The organism is Pseudoflavonifractor hominis (assembly GCF_014288125.1).
In the GTDB taxonomy this organism is placed as follows: domain Bacteria; phylum Bacillota; class Clostridia; order Oscillospirales; family Oscillospiraceae; genus Pseudoflavonifractor_A; species Pseudoflavonifractor_A gallinarum.
On record NZ_JACOPR010000002.1, the window covers coordinates 1 to 16,902 of the forward strand.

The 16,902-nt window shown below is 43.6% G+C and carries 14 protein-coding genes; all 14 read right to left on the reverse strand.

What is annotated here, in order from left to right; translation table 11 throughout:
• Window positions 1-541: 541 nt before the first annotated feature.
• Genes H8S34_RS02635 through H8S34_RS02700 form a run of 14 tightly spaced genes read right to left on the reverse strand, consistent with a single transcriptional unit; the run spans window position 542 to window position 16,894 of the window.
• Window positions 542-1,207: an acyltransferase gene (locus tag H8S34_RS02635; protein WP_101692169.1), complete on the reverse strand. Its 666-nt coding sequence runs from the start codon at window positions 1,205-1,207 to the stop codon at window positions 542-544.
• A 24-nt stretch (window positions 1,208-1,231) separates the two neighbouring features.
• Window positions 1,232-2,065: an XrtA system polysaccharide deacetylase gene (locus H8S34_RS02640; RefSeq protein WP_186962960.1), complete on the reverse strand. Its 834-nt coding sequence runs from the start codon at window positions 2,063-2,065 to the stop codon at window positions 1,232-1,234.
• 9 nt (window positions 2,066-2,074) lie between these two features.
• Complete coding sequence (locus H8S34_RS02645; protein WP_186962961.1) at window positions 2,075-3,148, reverse strand: GNAT family N-acetyltransferase; 1,074 nt, start codon at window positions 3,146-3,148, stop codon at window positions 2,075-2,077.
• A gap of 42 nt (window positions 3,149-3,190) precedes the next feature.
• Window positions 3,191-3,553 carry an EamA family transporter gene (locus tag H8S34_RS02650; protein ID WP_101692172.1) on the reverse strand — a complete coding sequence of 121 codons (363 nt, stop codon included), beginning with the start codon at window positions 3,551-3,553 and terminating at the stop codon, window positions 3,191-3,193.
• Window positions 3,550-4,440 (reverse strand): hypothetical protein, encoded by an 891-nt coding sequence (locus H8S34_RS02655; protein ID WP_101692173.1) that lies wholly within the window; start codon window positions 4,438-4,440, stop codon window positions 3,550-3,552. Before H8S34_RS02655 ends, H8S34_RS02650 begins: the two co-directional genes overlap by 4 nt.
• The gene (locus H8S34_RS02660; protein WP_101692174.1) at window positions 4,433-5,464 is read right to left on the reverse strand and encodes a Gfo/Idh/MocA family protein; all 1,032 of its coding nucleotides are present in this window, start codon (window positions 5,462-5,464) and stop codon (window positions 4,433-4,435) included. The genes H8S34_RS02655 and H8S34_RS02660 overlap by 8 nt, the downstream gene beginning before the upstream one ends.
• Window positions 5,457-5,819: a DUF2304 domain-containing protein gene (locus H8S34_RS02665; RefSeq protein ID WP_101692175.1), complete on the reverse strand. Its 363-nt coding sequence runs from the start codon at window positions 5,817-5,819 to the stop codon at window positions 5,457-5,459. Before H8S34_RS02665 ends, H8S34_RS02660 begins: the two co-directional genes overlap by 8 nt.
• Window positions 5,809-6,525 carry a glycosyltransferase family 2 protein gene (locus H8S34_RS02670; protein ID WP_101692176.1) on the reverse strand — a complete coding sequence of 239 codons (717 nt, stop codon included), beginning with the start codon at window positions 6,523-6,525 and terminating at the stop codon, window positions 5,809-5,811. The genes H8S34_RS02665 and H8S34_RS02670 overlap by 11 nt, the downstream gene beginning before the upstream one ends.
• A gap of 19 nt (window positions 6,526-6,544) precedes the next feature.
• A complete protein-coding gene (locus H8S34_RS02675) occupies window positions 6,545-8,464 on the reverse strand; it encodes a hypothetical protein (protein WP_186962962.1) in 1,920 nt (639 codons plus the stop codon).
• On the reverse strand, window positions 8,418-11,324 hold the full coding sequence (locus H8S34_RS02680) for a DUF7657 domain-containing protein (RefSeq protein ID WP_186962963.1): 2,907 nt from the start codon (window positions 11,322-11,324) through the stop codon (window positions 8,418-8,420). Before H8S34_RS02680 ends, H8S34_RS02675 begins: the two co-directional genes overlap by 47 nt.
• Window positions 11,231-12,343 carry a glycosyltransferase family protein gene (locus H8S34_RS02685; RefSeq protein WP_101692179.1) on the reverse strand — a complete coding sequence of 371 codons (1,113 nt, stop codon included), beginning with the start codon at window positions 12,341-12,343 and terminating at the stop codon, window positions 11,231-11,233. Before H8S34_RS02685 ends, H8S34_RS02680 begins: the two co-directional genes overlap by 94 nt.
• 16 nt (window positions 12,344-12,359) lie before the next feature.
• Entirely contained in the window at window positions 12,360-13,202 is an 843-nt protein-coding gene (locus H8S34_RS02690; RefSeq protein WP_186962964.1) for a glycosyltransferase family A protein, read from the reverse strand.
• 12 nt (window positions 13,203-13,214) lie between these two features.
• Complete coding sequence (locus H8S34_RS02695) at window positions 13,215-15,602, reverse strand: class I SAM-dependent methyltransferase (RefSeq protein WP_186962965.1); 2,388 nt, start codon at window positions 15,600-15,602, stop codon at window positions 13,215-13,217.
• Window positions 15,603-15,613: 11 nt separating this feature from the next.
• Window positions 15,614-16,894 (reverse strand): ABC transporter ATP-binding protein, encoded by a 1,281-nt coding sequence (locus tag H8S34_RS02700; RefSeq protein ID WP_186962966.1) that lies wholly within the window; start codon window positions 16,892-16,894, stop codon window positions 15,614-15,616.
• Window positions 16,895-16,902 lie beyond the last annotated feature (8 nt).

Here is a 16,902-nt window from a genome sequence, read left to right on the forward strand (position 1 = left end):
TTCTCCCGCCGGGCTTTTTCTTCCGGCGTGCGATTCTTTCTGGCCATATGTATAACCTCCTGTGTGATGCTTCTATTTTACACCACTCAGGAGGTTTACACATAATTTGAAGAAGTCTCTGTACGGCTCCTCTCATATTTTATAAAGTATAAAGGGAACCGCTGCAGAAGTTTTCATTCTGCAGCGGTTCCCTTTTCTCTGTGCTCACACTCTTAAAATACTAAGACATTTACTTCCACTTTTTCAGTGCAATGATAACCAACAAACGATCTGCAAGCTCCTCACAAAATATGAATGAGTCCGAATGTTACCATCGTCATGATAGATGCCGCAATACAGACACCCAGGAAAATAGCGGGAATGGCCTTTAACCGCATGTCCAACACCGCCGCTGCCAGGGCCACGGGATAGTCCAGCCATAGGGCAGACCACCCCGCAGCTCAACAGTAGGCGCCACGGAAATCAGAAATGTGGCAATCAGTCTACCGAATGTTGTGGATGTAAGCCAGGTGATCATATAGGTCTTTCCGCCTTGTCTGGTTTAGTTTTTTTCTCGTTTCACTATATTGTTTGCGCTTTTAAAAATACTCTCTGCGGGAATCACTCCCCGGACAGACGACAAGGGATAGACACTCGTTCCGCGACCAATCACTGTTCCCGGATTCAATACGCTGTTGCATCCAACCTCCACAAAGTCCCCCAGCATGGCACCAAACTTTTTCAGGCCTGTAGGAATCTCTGTATGGCCATCTTTTACAACCACCAGCGTCTTGTCACTTTTGACATTGGAGGTAATAGAGCCGGCCCCCATATGCGCTCGGTATCCCAATATGGAATCTCCTACGTAATTGTAGTGCGGGACTTGTACGTTATCAAACAGAATGACATTTTTCAGTTCCACAGAGTTCCCTACGACGCAGTTCGCTCCTACCAGTGCGTTTCCTCGAATAAATGCACAATGCCGTATCTCTGCATCCTCACAAATAATACAGGGCCCTGTGATACTGGCTGTGGGTGCAACACGTGCGGATTTTGCAATCCAGACAAATTCATCTGGATGGTCAAATACTTCCGTGGGCAGCTGTGGCCCCAGTTTTTTCAAGAAATCGCCGATCTGCGGAAGCACCTGCCATGGATACTCTGTGGCTTCAAACAATGCTCCAGCCAGTGTGTGGGAAAGATCAAACAAATCTGGATTCTGATACATACAATTCCCCTTCTTTTATCGCCGTTATCTTTTTTGATTCACATATTCAGCCATAGACTGACAATCAAAATCTCGCAGCATATGTTCCATCTTCCGGCGGCATGCTCCAATACCATAATAATGGATCAGCGCATCCCGTTTGCTGAGTTTGAGTCTGGGCTGCTGAGGATCAATTTCCCGCGGATGCAAATAAAATACCACCGGATGCCCCTCACGGTTGACTTGCTTTGCAAACATATGAATAAACGGATAGGGCAGTGCCCGAAAATAGAATCCCCCCGAAAACGGGATATTCATCCCGGGCACCCGTACCGTAGAAGGCGGAATCTCCAGCAAGTTTGTTGCCTCCGGATGATACTGAACGGCCGGAAACGGAAATCTAGGTGCACCGCTGATTCCATACAGAAAATTTTTGAAGGGGAAAATGCTGCTGTCATACACAAACCCCTCCTCTTGCAAGATTGCAAGGGCCCAAAGAGACTCCTCCGTAATGGACCAAGATGGTGCCCGGTACCCTAACACCGCTTTCCCAGTAATATCCTCCAAGAGTTTTTTGCTCCGCTGGATATCCTCCCGAAAGGCCTCGGGTGACTGCTTATAGACCAACTGATGCCCATATCCATGACTTGCGACCTCATGTCCGGCCTGTGCAATCTTTCTTACCAAATTCGGGTGCTGTTCTGCCACAAATCCGAGGACAAAAAACGTTGCTGTGGCATTGTTTCGTTCCAGTGCCTCCAAATATGCTTCTGTGTTCTCTTCCACTGTAGACTTCACTGCCGCATCATTTTGGAAAAGACCATCTTCATAATTTGCGTGGAACCAGTCCTCAGTGTCAATTGTAAAAATATTTTTCATACGCATCTCTTATATTACATCATAGTCGCCCATCGTAAAGAACCAATTCTTCACATCGCAGACGCCTTTTTCTTCCAGCGACTGATCAAACAACCGCAAAATCAGCGGAAATGGCTGCGGTTCAAATCTCTTCGGGCAACGGAAAAAGCCGAGCTTTTTCAAAACCGCAGATTCCTGGGTATGTCCAAACATCAGACAGCCAGCCAGACTTGCCCCTTGGTTTTGCATCTCATGCAGGAGCTTCCGCAAAAGCCGCTCGGCAGCTTCCGCGTAGCCATCTGCAAACAGGAAATCCGCCAACATGGCACACTGCATCCCGGCTACCTCCATGATCCGTCCCACCGCAAAGCAGACAGGCCGGCCATGCTCCACGGCCAGATAGGGGAAATAGGTCCTACGGGGCATATCCAGATAGCGGAATCGGACAAATGCGCTGTCCCGGATGTTCATTACCGGGTATTTCCCCTTCACCGCATTCCAGAATTCATCTACCAATTCCAGCCGCTCTTTCGTAACCGGTAAAATTTCAAGTGCTCCCTCTTTCACGCTTTCTTTGATTCGGAAAAAAGGATCGGTAGGCTTTCCAAAAACGGAGAGAACTTTACTGTGCAAAAACTCTTCCACCATCTGGGATGGGCGCAATGGACGCAGCAGGAGGGGGATTTGACCGAGTTCTTTAAAATTCAGTTTCTTGATAAAGCCGGGATAGGAATTCGGATTTGGCATCCCATAGCAAAAAGCATGCCCAAGTTCCTCTTCTCTACGGTATGTTTCTTCCGCAAGGCCAGTAAAAATACCTTGTCCCCGATACTTCTTTCCGGTGAGAGTATTGAGTGAGTTGGAACTTTGCCGCAGTTGCCCATGGATCAAAAAGCGCATGGGCCAGACCACATACTGCCCCGCCAGCGCACCATCCTGTACATCCACCGCCAAATCGATCAGGGCATCACCTGCTGGGTTTTTAAAATACTGATATCGTAAGAAATCCTCATTAGCAATATCATTATCTGGCCCATACTGCCTTTGAGTCATAGCTATAATTTCATGCAATTTTGCATAAGAAAACCAAACACTCTTCCACATACAAAGTCACCTGCAAGCCATATCATTACCGTTATGATAAATTTATGCCAAATTGCTTAATATTACTCCGCCAATAATTAACGCAATTCCTCCCAACTGTGTCCATGTGATAACCTCATGAAAGACGATACCTGCAATTATAAAATTGAAGATATACGTAGTGGCAAGAAATGGAACAACTTGCGATAATTTATAGTGTGATAAAAGATAAAAGAATAACAACATGGAAATTCCATAGCATACAACTCCGCCCATAATTCTCCAATGAAATACAGACCTTATTAAAGCATAGAGAGAGTCAGTTTGAAGAGGTGTCTGTAAAAATTGGGTCTTCCAAAGCGCATTTGCTATAGAATTACATGCACTAGAAAGTAATGCAGGGATTATCAACATAATACTGTTCATTCGCTTCTCCCCTGCAAAATATGTCGCTGAATACAAGAAAATGTTTCATCCGCATGCTTCTTTGAAGACAAACCAACAACAACATTCTGAATTCCGGCGCTTTCAAGATATGCATACGCTTCTTCCGGCTTTAGACGCCCGGAAGCTAGCGTTGCCATTGCTAAAACAGTGTGCCTAGTGCTTTTTACCGCTTGTTCACACGCAGTTTTACTAGGATTCATCAAAAATCCAAGCTTATTAAATCCTGCCATTACCAAACTATCTTCTGCATCAATCTCATCTAGATATTCCAAAAATCTAGTTAAATTCAATGTTCCATAACCAGGAATGGCATGGTATTTCTTGCGAATATATCTGTCAAATCCTTTCAAAATATCTTCCATTTGATATCCAAGAATGAGATCACAAAGAGCATTATGAAGAAAAACAGCTTTTATATTTAAACCTTGGAACGGTGCAAGTTCCACATCAATCAGTCGTTCAAAAATCCCCATATGATCAAGTGTTATAGCATTAATACAGGATTTTGCTATAAATCCTACCCGATTTTTTCCCTGCTGGGAAGTAATAACCGATTTAATCGTATCATATATTCCCATCTCAGTAACCATACTTACATATTTAATAATGTATGGCACATTGACGTATATATTTAAATTTTTACGAAGTCTATCATCTTTCCGAATCATATTGCAAATTTCCCCAACAGAGGGATGCGTAGAAAACATGACTCCATGGACACCTTTATCTATCGCATAGTTTAAAATTCGCATAATTTCAGATAAGTCTTTAAACTGTTCGTATGTCTCATGTCCTCTATCCTGAGACATATGGTTAACACCAAAAAATTGGTTGTCTCCCAAGATAACCTGATCAATTTCAATCATTCTTATTTACCCCCACTGCATCCTTAATTTCTGCACTTCGGTAAATCGATTCAATAACACGTTGAACATATAGTGCTTCATAAGGTGTACATCCCTGCATTCTCTTTTCTAATTTTTTACCCGAAATATTTTTTAAAAAGCTATCCATCTGATAAGAAAAAAGAAGTCCACCGAGGTCCATAAAGCACCCAGGATAAAGATCTGGATAGGTGTATTCCTCCAGCTTTTCTCCATCCATATCAAATAATTCTAACGTTTGATCTGTTAAAACAATCCTACCGGCGTCGCCCTGAATTTCCATTTTAGTATATGATTTTCTAAATTCCTTTTTACTCCAAGATGTTTCAAAATCACACACCACGCCTGATTTAAACAAGATTTCTACAGAAGCTTCATCTTCCACGAGACGTGAATAAAGCTGCTTTGTTTCGGCATTTACAGTTTCAATCTCGCCAAAAAAATGAATTAAAAGGTCAAGCATATGAATACCAAAGTCTATTAGTGCTCCTCCACCAGATAGTTCCGGCTTATAGCGCCAGCCCGTATGCTCTTCAAAAACATCCCCAATAAACATTTGTGCTTCCACATGTTCTATCTTTCCTATCCTCTTATCTTCTAAAAGCTCTCCAGCTTTTAGAACACTAGGAAGAAAACGATTGCAAAAGCCTATTTGAATTACTGCATTCTTTGCATCTGCCATTTCACAAATATATTGTGCTTGTTCTGCATTAATTGCCAAAGGTTTTTCTACAAAAACTGCGCATTTATTCTCTACTGCTAATTGTACAGATTCTTTATGGTTAAATGTTGGTGTAGTCACAAGTACAGCATCTAGTCGCTCTTTTTCAAACATCTTCTTTGCATCACTATATGCATGTACATTTTTGTATACATGTTTAAATCCAAGCCGCATAACTGCAGACTTGTCGCAAATAGCAGCAATTGTAGCCTGCCGTGAGCCAGCTAAAAGAGCTCCATGCAACATTCCCATTTTGCCAAAACCAATAATACCTACTTTATACACAATGCTCCTCCTCTAATTCCCGAACCCTTTGCTCCAGTATTGCAACAGCCTGTGCCAATTGTTTCGTTTTCTCATTCTGCTTAGATACTATCGCAGTTAGTGACATTAAAATAATAATTACACAGAAAAAAATCAACGAGAATAGTGCATTTGTCGGCTCATAAATACCGATCAATGCAGCAAACCAATCCAAAAGATGAGGAAATACAGCCAACACCAGCATCAAAATGCCAGAAAATATCCAGAGGAGTGTATATTTTAAATGTAAACTCCTCTTTTTCAGCAGTAGGAGCAACAGTACAAAGTATACCGCCACTGCGAAAAGCATCACAATTTGAAGTGTCCTACTGATCATTTTTTGCCTCCCTTCCGTACATAAGGCGGAATAAGATCAAAGCCAGAGAGACCTTGATCATATAATACACCGAACGAACCGGGTTAATCGAACTGACTCCCCCCTGACGCTCCCGCATTTGGACAGGCACTTCCACAATTTTCGCCCCAGCAAGTCCCGCCGCTAAAATTGCCTCTGGTTCGGGATAGTCTTGTGCATAATCGGCAGCAAATCGCTCAATCATGCTCCGGTTTACCGCCCGCATACCACTGGTCACATCCCGAACCTTTACACCACAGAGAAGATGAATCAGTCCACTGAGAAAATTAATCCCCAGCCGGCGCAGACCGGTTGACTGAAATCCCTCCTTTTCAAGGAAACGCGAGCCAATGACCACATCGGCTTCCCCGCGCTCAATCGGTGCAATTAGATTTTGCAAATACTGCGCATCATGCTGGCCGTCACCATCAAATTGGATAGCAATATCATAGCCATACTCCAACGCATAGCGGTAGCCCGTCTGTACACCACCACCGATCCCGAGATTGATGGGGAGGTCCAGATAGTTGGCTTCTGCTTGTCTGAGCACGCTCTTTGTCTTGTCGGTAGAACAGTCATTGATCACCAGATACTGGATGCTCTCCGGCCCGCTCTTCTGAATATCTCTTATGGTTTTCAGAATATTTTGCTCCTCATTGTAGGCGGGAACGATTACTAAAACTTTCATATGACCTCAAGCTTATCATCTATTGTACCATCTCTGGCACTTGATATTTTGTAATACGGATGCTGTTGATGGAAAATTCTGTCCCGCGGAATACACACGGAACGATCATCAGGCTGGAAACATTATCATCGATATATACAGTCTGTTTCCCATTGAGTGACGTGCGCGGAAATCTGCCATAGACATCATTTTCCGATATTTCGGGCGTATGGCTTCCAGTCCAATACACCGTACAATAATCGTATAGATATCCTCCCGGCATATCCAATTCCACTTTGGTAATTACAGAATTTTCACTCAAAGAAGCCTGCGATTCTGGAACTTGGACATGCAAAATCGGAATTCCGTCCCATATTCCCTGATACGTGGTATCACCAATTTGTTCCACATTGTCTACGCGCCACAACGATCGATCCGAAATAAGCTCCTGGCTTTCTAACACAGGAAAGGACTCCACCTGTGAGGACGAGACGTCATACGTGCGGGCAAGTCGGTAATTTGACATCTCTGTCCCCATGCTCCACGAAAAAATATAAACACTGTACAGAAGAATAATGGAAAACACGATACTAAATGCCCAATAAGCATATCGAAAGATCAGATTTATATAGGCAATACTCTTTTGCTCATATACTTGAATATCTGTATCGCTTTTCTTTTTTCTGATTTTAAAAACAACTTTCTCTACTATCACCCCAAATAGTACCAAAACACAGGGAATGGACGGATACACATAACGTGCAAGTCCATGATAAGGCAGGCACATCAATGTGAATAAGAGAGGTACACAACCTATCAAAAGTACTTCTTTTTTACTTCTTCGAATAAATACGGGAATCAATGCGATGGTTGGCACAATCAGAAGAGGGTGGATCAACCGGAACATGCTCAGTATCTTGTATGGATGCACCAGGTTTTCATCCCAGAAATCATACCACATAAAGTTGAAAAATCCAAATACCCGCCATTTCCAGTAAAGTGTTTCACTCAGGGTTTTATTCTGGAAAATCAGCGAATCAATATCCACCCCATTTGTACTGCTCATGTCCAGGAAATAGGGCTGTGCCCCCCAGATTTGTGGTCCAACCCCAGCCTCTGTAAGCAACCAAAATTGATGAAAATCCAACCAATTTCGTATCCAAAGAGGTACTAGAAAAGCCAGTGCAACGATTATCACTATGCCACAGCAGCGGATTCTCTTTTTTAGTGGTAAGGCTGTTGCATATATCAACAGGAAAAATATTTCTACTGCCAAAAAGGGAAGTGCCTGCGCACGTACCATAACCGCTGCCATCAATACAGCCGTTATGCCCGCAACATAAAAATATGGATGCCGAATACTTTCCATACGCCGCATAAATCGGACCATTCCATAAATTGCCGCAGTTAAAAGCGCTGTAGATAAATTTTCCGTTAATAAAATATCCAGATTATATAGAAATGCCGGATAAATTGCTGCAACGGCCGTCACAAAAACAGAAACAAAAAATGATATACCAATCTCTTTCAGCAACAAATAGATAAGACAAAGTACCGCAAAGCTTAGAAATACCTGTACCATATATGCAAAAGGCAACGCATCATTTATGATATAAACCATCGCCAAAAAAATGGGATATCCAGGCATAACATTACTTGCAGGAGAAATGGCAACCTCTCCACGATACATAGCGCCGTCTCGATCATTGGCAAGTACGCCGTATTTTATAAGATTTCTAGCAGCATAATCATAAGCGGCACTATCTGAACTATCTGCGATTGGTCTATTAAAGTCTGTTACATAAACTCTCAAAATTAATCCCATTAATAAAATTAGGATCAAAAATATAGTTTTTTTATTAAAATACACAGAACGATTGTCCTGTATTTCAAAATTCACAGTATCACACTCTCTATCCCACGATGGCATAAATTTGCCATGGGTCAATTGAATCTTCATAGACCAACTCAATGGCCCCAGTACTTACTAACTCCTCCGGTACTCCAACAGATGTGAAAATATATTTTATTCCAAGCTTATTTGCCGTCTCCAAATTAATATAAATTATTCTGTTTGTACCATCGACCTTTTCACTCTTTTCATAATCGTATATTTCGACTCGATTTTCTCCAACTGTCAAGCGCATATCAATATGGGCATACTGATTCCAGTAGTGCTCGTATTCATGATTCGGATCAATTGTCTCCATCATGGTCCAATCCGGATAATAGTAGGTCCCGCTGACACGAGCTACGCCCTGTGCGCTTACCAGATTCGAAATCGTCGGACTTCCACTGACCATCCACCGCCCGGGGTCCTCTGCATTGAGCTGCCGAATGGCCTGCATGGTTGTCTTTTCAAACATAGAGTCCGTACCGCAGGTAATCGGATCAATCCAAACTGTAGAAAAGACATTCAGTGCAACGAGCAGGGACATAAAGTAAGTGCAGGAGCGTCTCCCCCCTCGCAAAAGCAGATATGCCATATAGCAAAGGAGGGTTACAATACAGACAAAAAATACGGTGCCAAACCAAACCGCACAAAAATAGCTAAATATGTTCTCACAGTTGGACCCTACAGATAACAGGAAGAGCCACAGCGCGCCACAGATTACCAATGCCTTTCGTGCACAAATCCCCTGTATCTCCTCTTCCAGCATGGGGACCAGTGATATCAGAGTAAGTGTATAGCCGATCCCACACGCAAGCATCATCCGGCCGGGATAACTCATGGACAGCAGTGTGATTTGATTGATGATCGGCATTTCTGGGAGCCAAGCTATCAGTGCCAACAAGGTTGATATGCCACACAATAGGGCTGGCAAGAGCACTTTTTTCTGACGGCGTACGATCAGCCAGATAATCAGAGGGACCGTAATAATGCCAAATGAATAGAATTGACTGATTTCACAAGAGTTGGAAAAGTCTGGATGCCGAATAAAGGCAGTAAATGGGTTGATCAGTTGGTAGAGCGGATACTCTGCGGGGAGAGAAATCCACGCTCTTGTTGCTCCTGGATAAACCGTATCCAGCATAGTTTGAATTGCCGGTCCAGACATCAGCCAGAAGCGCACCAGTAGCCCCGCAAACGGAAGGGCGACCAACACATAGGTACACAGGCGTCGGGGCGCAAAGGGATGCTTGTCCCAGTTTCTCCATATAATCCAGATTACAACCCCCAACAGCACATAAGCCACCGGGACTTGGCAGGCCGGATAAATTGTCAGTATATAACAAGTTAAGAAGTAAAATACACCAACAATCGACAGTCCTCGGAGCACTCTGCTCTCTGCTTGGAAGTATGCATAATAGCACGCCACTGCAAAAAAGCCAAACGTATATAATTCCGTGGTGGACTGAGACAGCCACCACCGAATCGCAGGTGCGAATGTGAAAATCATCGCCCCGTAAAATCCATATCGGTTCCGTCCCGTTAGGATACGGCAAAGCTCAAATGCAGACATAAAGAGCGCAATAATCTTCCACCACCAGTAAAATGCAAACGCATTCGCTGCCGGCAAGAACAAAAATCCCAGCAAAGATGGCCGGAATAGGATGATCGGATCTTTTACTGGTGAAAATGCGGATACAATCATATCCGCCCCGTCCATCATCAGCTTATCGTTGTAATAAGGAAGATCGTCACCACCATTTACCTGCGCAAAATAATAGGGCTTCTCCGTTGCCCACTCATCTCCACGAATTCCCTGCGGAATTCCCAACAGAGTGCTGCACTGGTACTCTTCCGTATTTCCCAGCAGCATTCCGTCGTAAAAGCCCAAGGAAGAACCGGTGTATTCCCCGCAGGTCATAAGGACAAGAAGCAGCGTTGCCAGGAGATACCGGTAACGTACGGTTCTCTCCCCTCCCAGCAGCAGGCATAGCATTCCAACAAAAATCAAAATAAAGAAAAAGCCTGCACGCAGCAATGAAAAACTGCTTCCTGCGCTGAAGTACCGGGTCATCGTGTCCATTCCCAAAAAAACAGCCGCACGATATAGGATTTTTAACAGCACTCCATCTATCACAAGGGCAATACATGCTGCGGAAACTGCACACACACCTACTCCCAACACTGCACGCTTGTAATCATTCGGGATATGCACATATACCCACAAATCATGCCCCAATTGATATAGTTTCCTAAAAATTTTAGCAAAACCTCTGGCCAAAATATCAATCCATGTCAGCGCACACGCAAGCGCTACCACCGCAGCAAGGGTAGTGACTGTTTTCAGAGAGATTCTTGCAGTTACTGCCTGTGTCAAATCGGTATCCGCGGCAATGAATCCATCTGTTCCTGTGACTGTGTATACAACTGCGCCGTCTTTTTCTTCGCTATTTATAATATCATTTTGGACTTCAAACCAGTTAAAAATATCGGAGGAATCGAAATAATATTCCTCAAATAAGGTCGGCTGGACCGTAATGTAAAACAAAGTCATCGTTCCGGGAGATGTTCCAAAATCCAAACGGATCCGATTCATCCCTTCCTTTGGAACCGGGATAAAAACCGTCTGTCTCCCTGCACTTAAAGGAACGGCTTCGGACATATGGGTATCATCAAAGCGATACTCGCCCACCATTCCATTGTCATAAAACAAATTGATACTTGTTGCAATATCCGATTGCATATCAATCGCAACATGAGGCTCCCAGCTCTGTATATAGAACATGAAGCCTACTGCAACCAAAATGATGAATATAATTGCACGTTTCCAAATTTTCATCGTTTTATCCACTGTACAAACGCCTTTGCCAGCCCGCAAATTCCTTTGCTTGCGAGTATGACCCGCGCCTTTTGCAGTCTCCTCTTCCATTTAGACGGTTTCTTTATTTTCCCATTGCTTTCAACACCAAGTAACTCCTGGTAAATCTTATTCGACTTCGCAAACGGGTCGTCATACAAAAACATCACATCGTAGTTTTCCCGGTAGGCCTCACGCACCTCACGCTTTACTTCTTCTCCTGAATAGTAATTCGCGTAGCTCCATGGCGTTTTCGAGATATGATCTGCGTCGTTTTGATTGTGCTCGGCCGCATACTTTGCATAGAGTTCACGAAATAGTTGCCCTTCCTCAGGAAGCCATTTATCCATGCAATTTTCCGCACTGGCACCAAATCCGGAGAAATGGATGAATCGCAGCGGATCTCCCTCAATATAGTATCCGCCGTCATCCCGCGTAATATTGCAATTCATAAGCGACCAGGGCGCAAAGTCATATCCATGATGTTTGAAAATCTTAGCATCAAAAAAGCTTGGAACAAGATCAAACCATTTTTGATCGGTAAAAATTCCTCTTTGGATGTCATCATAGCAAAAGAGGTACAGTCTTTCCGCCCACCAATCAACGCACTTTCTTCCTTCGTCGCTGCGTTTAATGCCCAAAAATCCGAGGTTATATACGCCATGTGCGGTACTGGAAAGCTCCATATCAATGTTACCCGGTTTGAGCAGGTGCGGACAAAGAACAATCGGATATTGATCCAACATCTCTCTCAGCTCAACAAAATCACTATACACATAAGTGTCCGGATCCAGATACACAAATTTATCTTCTTCCGTAAAGCGATCCATCAAGTACCGAAAAAACTGCCCCTTTACCGCTGTAGAAGCTTCCACGATGCTATGCTTAAAAATGAAACGGTCAAAATTTCCTTCCCAAGCATCTTTCGCTAAAACAATGTGATCAAAGCACTCATCTGGTATTGCATTTGAAATTTCTCTTTCAACCAGGCACAGCACCATAGTTGCATCCGGAATGTTCCTTTTTACCGACTGTGCCAAAGTTCTTGCTTTGTGCACGTAATTAGCACACACAGAAGTAAATATAATCATGCGTATAAACTCCGTTTTATTTTAAAATGAATTTTTTGATCCAATATTTTAAGAATGGATTTTTCCTCAGTCGCTCCAGTATCCCCAGACTCTCCTGATATGCACGGTTCAGAAAAAGCTGCTCGATCAGCGCATCACGCAAAATAATCGCATACTCATCTTTATATTTTTCATACAACCGTGGATGCTGCAAATAAATATTTCGATAAGTCTCTTGCACAACCGCTGCACTTTCTTGGAACTTCGTAGTTCGAGATCTGGGCTTAATCCGGTAGTGGAAGAGTGTTTCCGGTAACTGCTCTACCTCTCTCCCGAGCTCCAACAGCGAAAGCCAGAAGTCATAGTCCTCCATTCCATGCTCCATATTTGTCCGAAATCCCCCGACACTTTCCCAATCCTCTTTTCGAAATAGGGCTGTGACAAATATAACATTGTCGAGCAGCATGGAGCGCAAGGAATATTCCGGAAGCTCCCATGGTCCGCTCTTTTCGCCGAACAAATCCGCGCGGCAATAGACGATCCCAATATTTTCTTTTTCTTCCATCACCTGAACCGCCCGTTCAATATAACACGGCTCAATCAGGTCATCTGCATCTACGGGCAAAATATATTTTCCCGTAGCAATCTCGATCCCGGCATTTCTTGCACCTGCCGGACGCAACCTCTCCGTATGGAGCAGCTTCACATTCCCCTGTTTTTCCAGTTCTTCAAGTATGCTCACGGTCTTGGGATCATCAGATCCATCATCAATGACAATCAATTCAATGTTAGTGTAAGATTGACCAAATACAGATGCAACCGCATCTGTTATATATTCCCCGTCATTATAGCAGGGCATGATTACGCTAACTTTTTCCACTTAATTCAACCCTTAACCTTCTATTTTTCTCTTCATAAGAATCTTTGCCGCAGATTTCCACCGATGGTCACATAGTTCTCCCTTTAAATATTCCAATGCAGAATTTATCTGTTGTAATTGTTGCTCAGTCTCTTTCAGCTGTTGTTCCTTTTCTGCAATCTGTGCCTGCGCTAATCGCAATTTTTGGGCACTATCTTCTGCCTGTGCCTGCGCTAATCTTAGTTTTTGGGCAGTCTCTTCTGCTTGCGTCCGCTCCTCCTGCAATTGCTGGTCTATTTCCGCTGCGTGCGCTTCCACCGTTTCAGTCCGCATAAGAAGCTGCCGATTTTCAGCCTGGACCGCCTCACACTGCCTTTCTGCATTTAGACGTTTTTCCCGTTCCGCATTTCTCTCACACTCTATTTGAAAATAGCCAGTCGTCCAATCCAAAATCTCGCACTTAAATTGGATTTTGATACATGCTCTGTTTGAGGTGCTGCCCTCTACCAGGAATTGGGGATCATAGGTGGAAAATACAGCCTTATTTTCATCCCAGGATCGTGCATTGATCGGTCTTACCGATAGCTCCTCCAGTCGAACATCAGATATACTGCATGCATTTCCTTCCAGTGGATCCCATCTGATTTGTTTTGCCTGTGCAATCCTGTCTGACTGAAACTCGACACACCATGTGCCGTCCTTATTTTGAGCCGCACTTTTCAATACTTCGGCATGGCCGGCCTCATCAAATAGAAAAAGCTGGCTCCAAAGAAACTGCTTGGCCTCTTCCTCTTTAATGCTTTCATCCAGGTCGATATGATATACGGCTCTTTGCTGAGATGCAAAATCTTGCATACCAACATACTCTGAAATAAAGTGGTGTTCCCACTTCTCAAAAACTTCCAGCTCCGGCTCGCCTACTTCTAAGAAATCTCTTACCGCCGCTTCTGTAACGATTGGCCGAAACAGCGCATGGTCTCTTAGCTGCTGCAATACTCTCCAAAGAGCATACTCCCCCGGAACCGCACAGGAGAAGACCCATTCATTGTCAATGACAGTCCATTGATCCGGTCCACAAAAAAAGTTGTCCGTGTTCAAATCAATATTTACTTTTTCTGTCCAATGCAGCTGTCTTTGGGGCTCAACAGGGCCAAACGCTTCCAAGAATTTTGGATCTACAGGTTGTTTTGAAAGGTCACCCCTGTACAAATACGTTTTTAAAATTTGGAGTGTATCCCAGAAGGCATCGACTTGCCCCTGCTCGGCTTGTTCACTCAGGAGACTCGTCAAACTCTGCTCATGCAGCAGCGAATACCTTAAGATACCATCTTCATATTTTGATTGGACGGTACAAATCGGTCCCTGATCTTGGATTGGCGTTTCCATCCGTTGAAGATGTTTATTGGCATCTGGATAAAGTGCTCGTTTCTCTACAATTTCCTTCTGCTGATAGATCTGTGTACAGATTGCAAATTTCTTTTTTCGATTGCTGCTAATTTTAACATAGTCCGGTCCGTTCATTTCTTGGCATGCCTTGTTTCCCAGCTCCACCAAGAATGAATTGTTAAAAACTCCAGCAATTTTGTTTTCCATCAAAGCTTTTCTGACAATTTCCTTATCAAACAGCTCAATTCGAGGCATATCATAGGGTACATCCGTGGTTTTCGGCTCTATTTCATCCACCGTAGAATCAGAAAAAATTTCGGTTGGGAACTTATAGTCCGGATACGGATAATACCACCGCAACACATCCAACCCCACGCATTCGAAAAGATTGGAAAGTTCTTTGCGCGAAAAAGTACGTATTTTATTTTGCCCAGGATATCCGTTTATCCCCGCAAAAACTCGGCCCAAATGATCTTCGGGTGCGCCGTTGATATATTTAAGGCCAAATTGATTTTCTATGGCAAGTAAAATCTTCCCCTCAGGCTTCAAAAGAGACTTCATATAGCTCAAAAATTGTGTATATGGGTTTTCCACATCTTTTCCCATGATCCCACCGGCATACTCCAATACACCATTGATGATCACATAGTCAAAGCGCTCTTCAAACTCCACACGCAGTACATTTCCGACAATGACTTCCAGGTTGTCCGCATCCACGTAGCGTTGAAAAAGGATCTTAGCTCTTCGCATGGTTAATTCGCATGAGGTCACATGTTTACCCCGCCGGATCAACAGTCCGGTCAGCGCGCCACAGCCAGCTCCAATCTCCAGAATGGTACTGTTAGACTCAAACGGGTACCAGTTCAATATGTTCTCTCGCTGTGGAGAAAAGTGATAAAATACAGCCCAGCGGGGATCCATACCAAGCGTCTCATCACGCTTGCAAACACGTGTATAGATCTCATCTTCAATATCGCCATCAGAATAGAGGGCGTCTTCCTGGCTCTGATAATATTTCGTATTGAAAACCGCCATAGCTTTTCTCCTTACTGCTGCGCAATCCTTACCTTTGAATCAATGTCAAAAAAACCATTGGTTATTTTTGCTCCGAGTGTTTGTATGCAAAGGACATCATACAAACGGTGCAATACACGCAGTTCGCCCTGCCCGTCAAATTTTGTACACCCAAGAGATAGAAAAAGAGGATAATTCTGAAATGGAAACTTCTGTCGAAAGGAAACGGTCACCGTCTGGCCCGGCTTTACGGTCCCGGTATCGACATTTTCCTGCATGGTATTTGTTCCGGCAACCTCCAGCCCAGACATATCTTTGAAGGTAATCGCATAAATCGGATTTTGAATCTCAGCGTGGAAGAGCACCTTCATTTTAATTGTATACACGCTGTTTCTGTTATAAATGGTGGCCAAGTTTCCACTTTCATCAAAAATCCCGAAATCCGTAATTTCTGCTTGCCGGTCACCATACTCCAATATTTTCTCATTCAGAGCGTATTGTGTCTTCCAGCAGACAGATTCCCGCTCTTCTTCCGGCATTGCCTCCTCAGGATGGGGTTGGTTTTGCTGCTTTTCAACCGCCAGAATCTGCTTGTATTCGTCAATAACCTCTTTGGGTGCGCCATCACAGACCATACGGCCCTTATCCAGTAAAATCGCTCTGTCGCAATATTTAATGATGCTTGACTGATCGTGGCTGACGAATAAAATCGTCTTTCCCTGTTTTTTGAAATCCTCAATCTTTTTATAGCACTTTAATTGGAAAAAGACATCTCCTACAGCAAGGGCCTCATCAATAATCAAAATTTCCGGATCCACACTGATTGCCACGGCAAATGCAAGCCGGACAAACATACCCGAAGAGTAAATTTTGACCGGCTGATTTATAAAATCTCCGATATCGGCAAACTCAATAATTTCTGGGAGTTTGCGCTGCATTTCCTCCCGGCTGTACCCCATAATCGATCCGTTTAAATATATATTTTCATATCCAGTATACTCTGGATTAAATCCCGCACCCAGCTCCAGCAACGCGGAAACTCTTCCTTGAACATGGACAGATCCTTCCGTAGGGGTCAAAACACCGGTTAATATCTTCAGCAGTGTGGATTTTCCAGAGCCGTTCTTTCCAACTATACCAACACATTCCCCTTTGTGCATGGAGAAGGTAACTCCTTGCAGCGCATAAAAATCTTTATGGTAAGAACGCCCTCCCGGTCTCATTGCCTCAAGAAGTCTGTCAACTTTCCGTGAATACAGTGCATACTTTTTCGTTATATTTTCGCATTGGATCATACATGTCATTTCTTCCATGCCAAACT

Coding starts and splice junctions, on each gene's coding strand:
- H8S34_RS02700 (WP_186962966.1), bottom strand. CDS start 16,894: ATGGAAGAAATGACATGTATGATCCAATGCGAAAATATAACGAAAAAG.
- H8S34_RS02650 (WP_101692172.1), bottom strand. CDS start 3,553: ATGAACAGTATTATGTTGATAATCCCTGCATTACTTTCTAGTGCATGT.
- H8S34_RS02670 (WP_101692176.1), bottom strand. CDS start 6,525: ATGAAAGTTTTAGTAATCGTTCCCGCCTACAATGAGGAGCAAAATATT.
- H8S34_RS02680 (WP_186962963.1), bottom strand. CDS start 11,324: ATGGAAGAGGAGACTGCAAAAGGCGCGGGTCATACTCGCAAGCAAAGG.
- H8S34_RS02665 (WP_101692175.1), bottom strand. CDS start 5,819: ATGATCAGTAGGACACTTCAAATTGTGATGCTTTTCGCAGTGGCGGTA.
- H8S34_RS02675 (WP_186962962.1), bottom strand. CDS start 8,464: ATGAAGATTCAATTGACCCATGGCAAATTTATGCCATCGTGGGATAGA.
- H8S34_RS02695 (WP_186962965.1), bottom strand. CDS start 15,602: ATGGCGGTTTTCAATACGAAATATTATCAGAGCCAGGAAGACGCCCTC.
- H8S34_RS02685 (WP_101692179.1), bottom strand. CDS start 12,343: ATGATTATATTTACTTCTGTGTGTGCTAATTACGTGCACAAAGCAAGA.
- H8S34_RS02645 (WP_186962961.1), bottom strand. CDS start 3,148: ATGTGGAAGAGTGTTTGGTTTTCTTATGCAAAATTGCATGAAATTATA.
- H8S34_RS02635 (WP_101692169.1), bottom strand. CDS start 1,207: ATGTATCAGAATCCAGATTTGTTTGATCTTTCCCACACACTGGCTGGA.
- H8S34_RS02640 (WP_186962960.1), bottom strand. CDS start 2,065: ATGAAAAATATTTTTACAATTGACACTGAGGACTGGTTCCACGCAAAT.
- H8S34_RS02655 (WP_101692173.1), bottom strand. CDS start 4,440: ATGATTGAAATTGATCAGGTTATCTTGGGAGACAACCAATTTTTTGGT.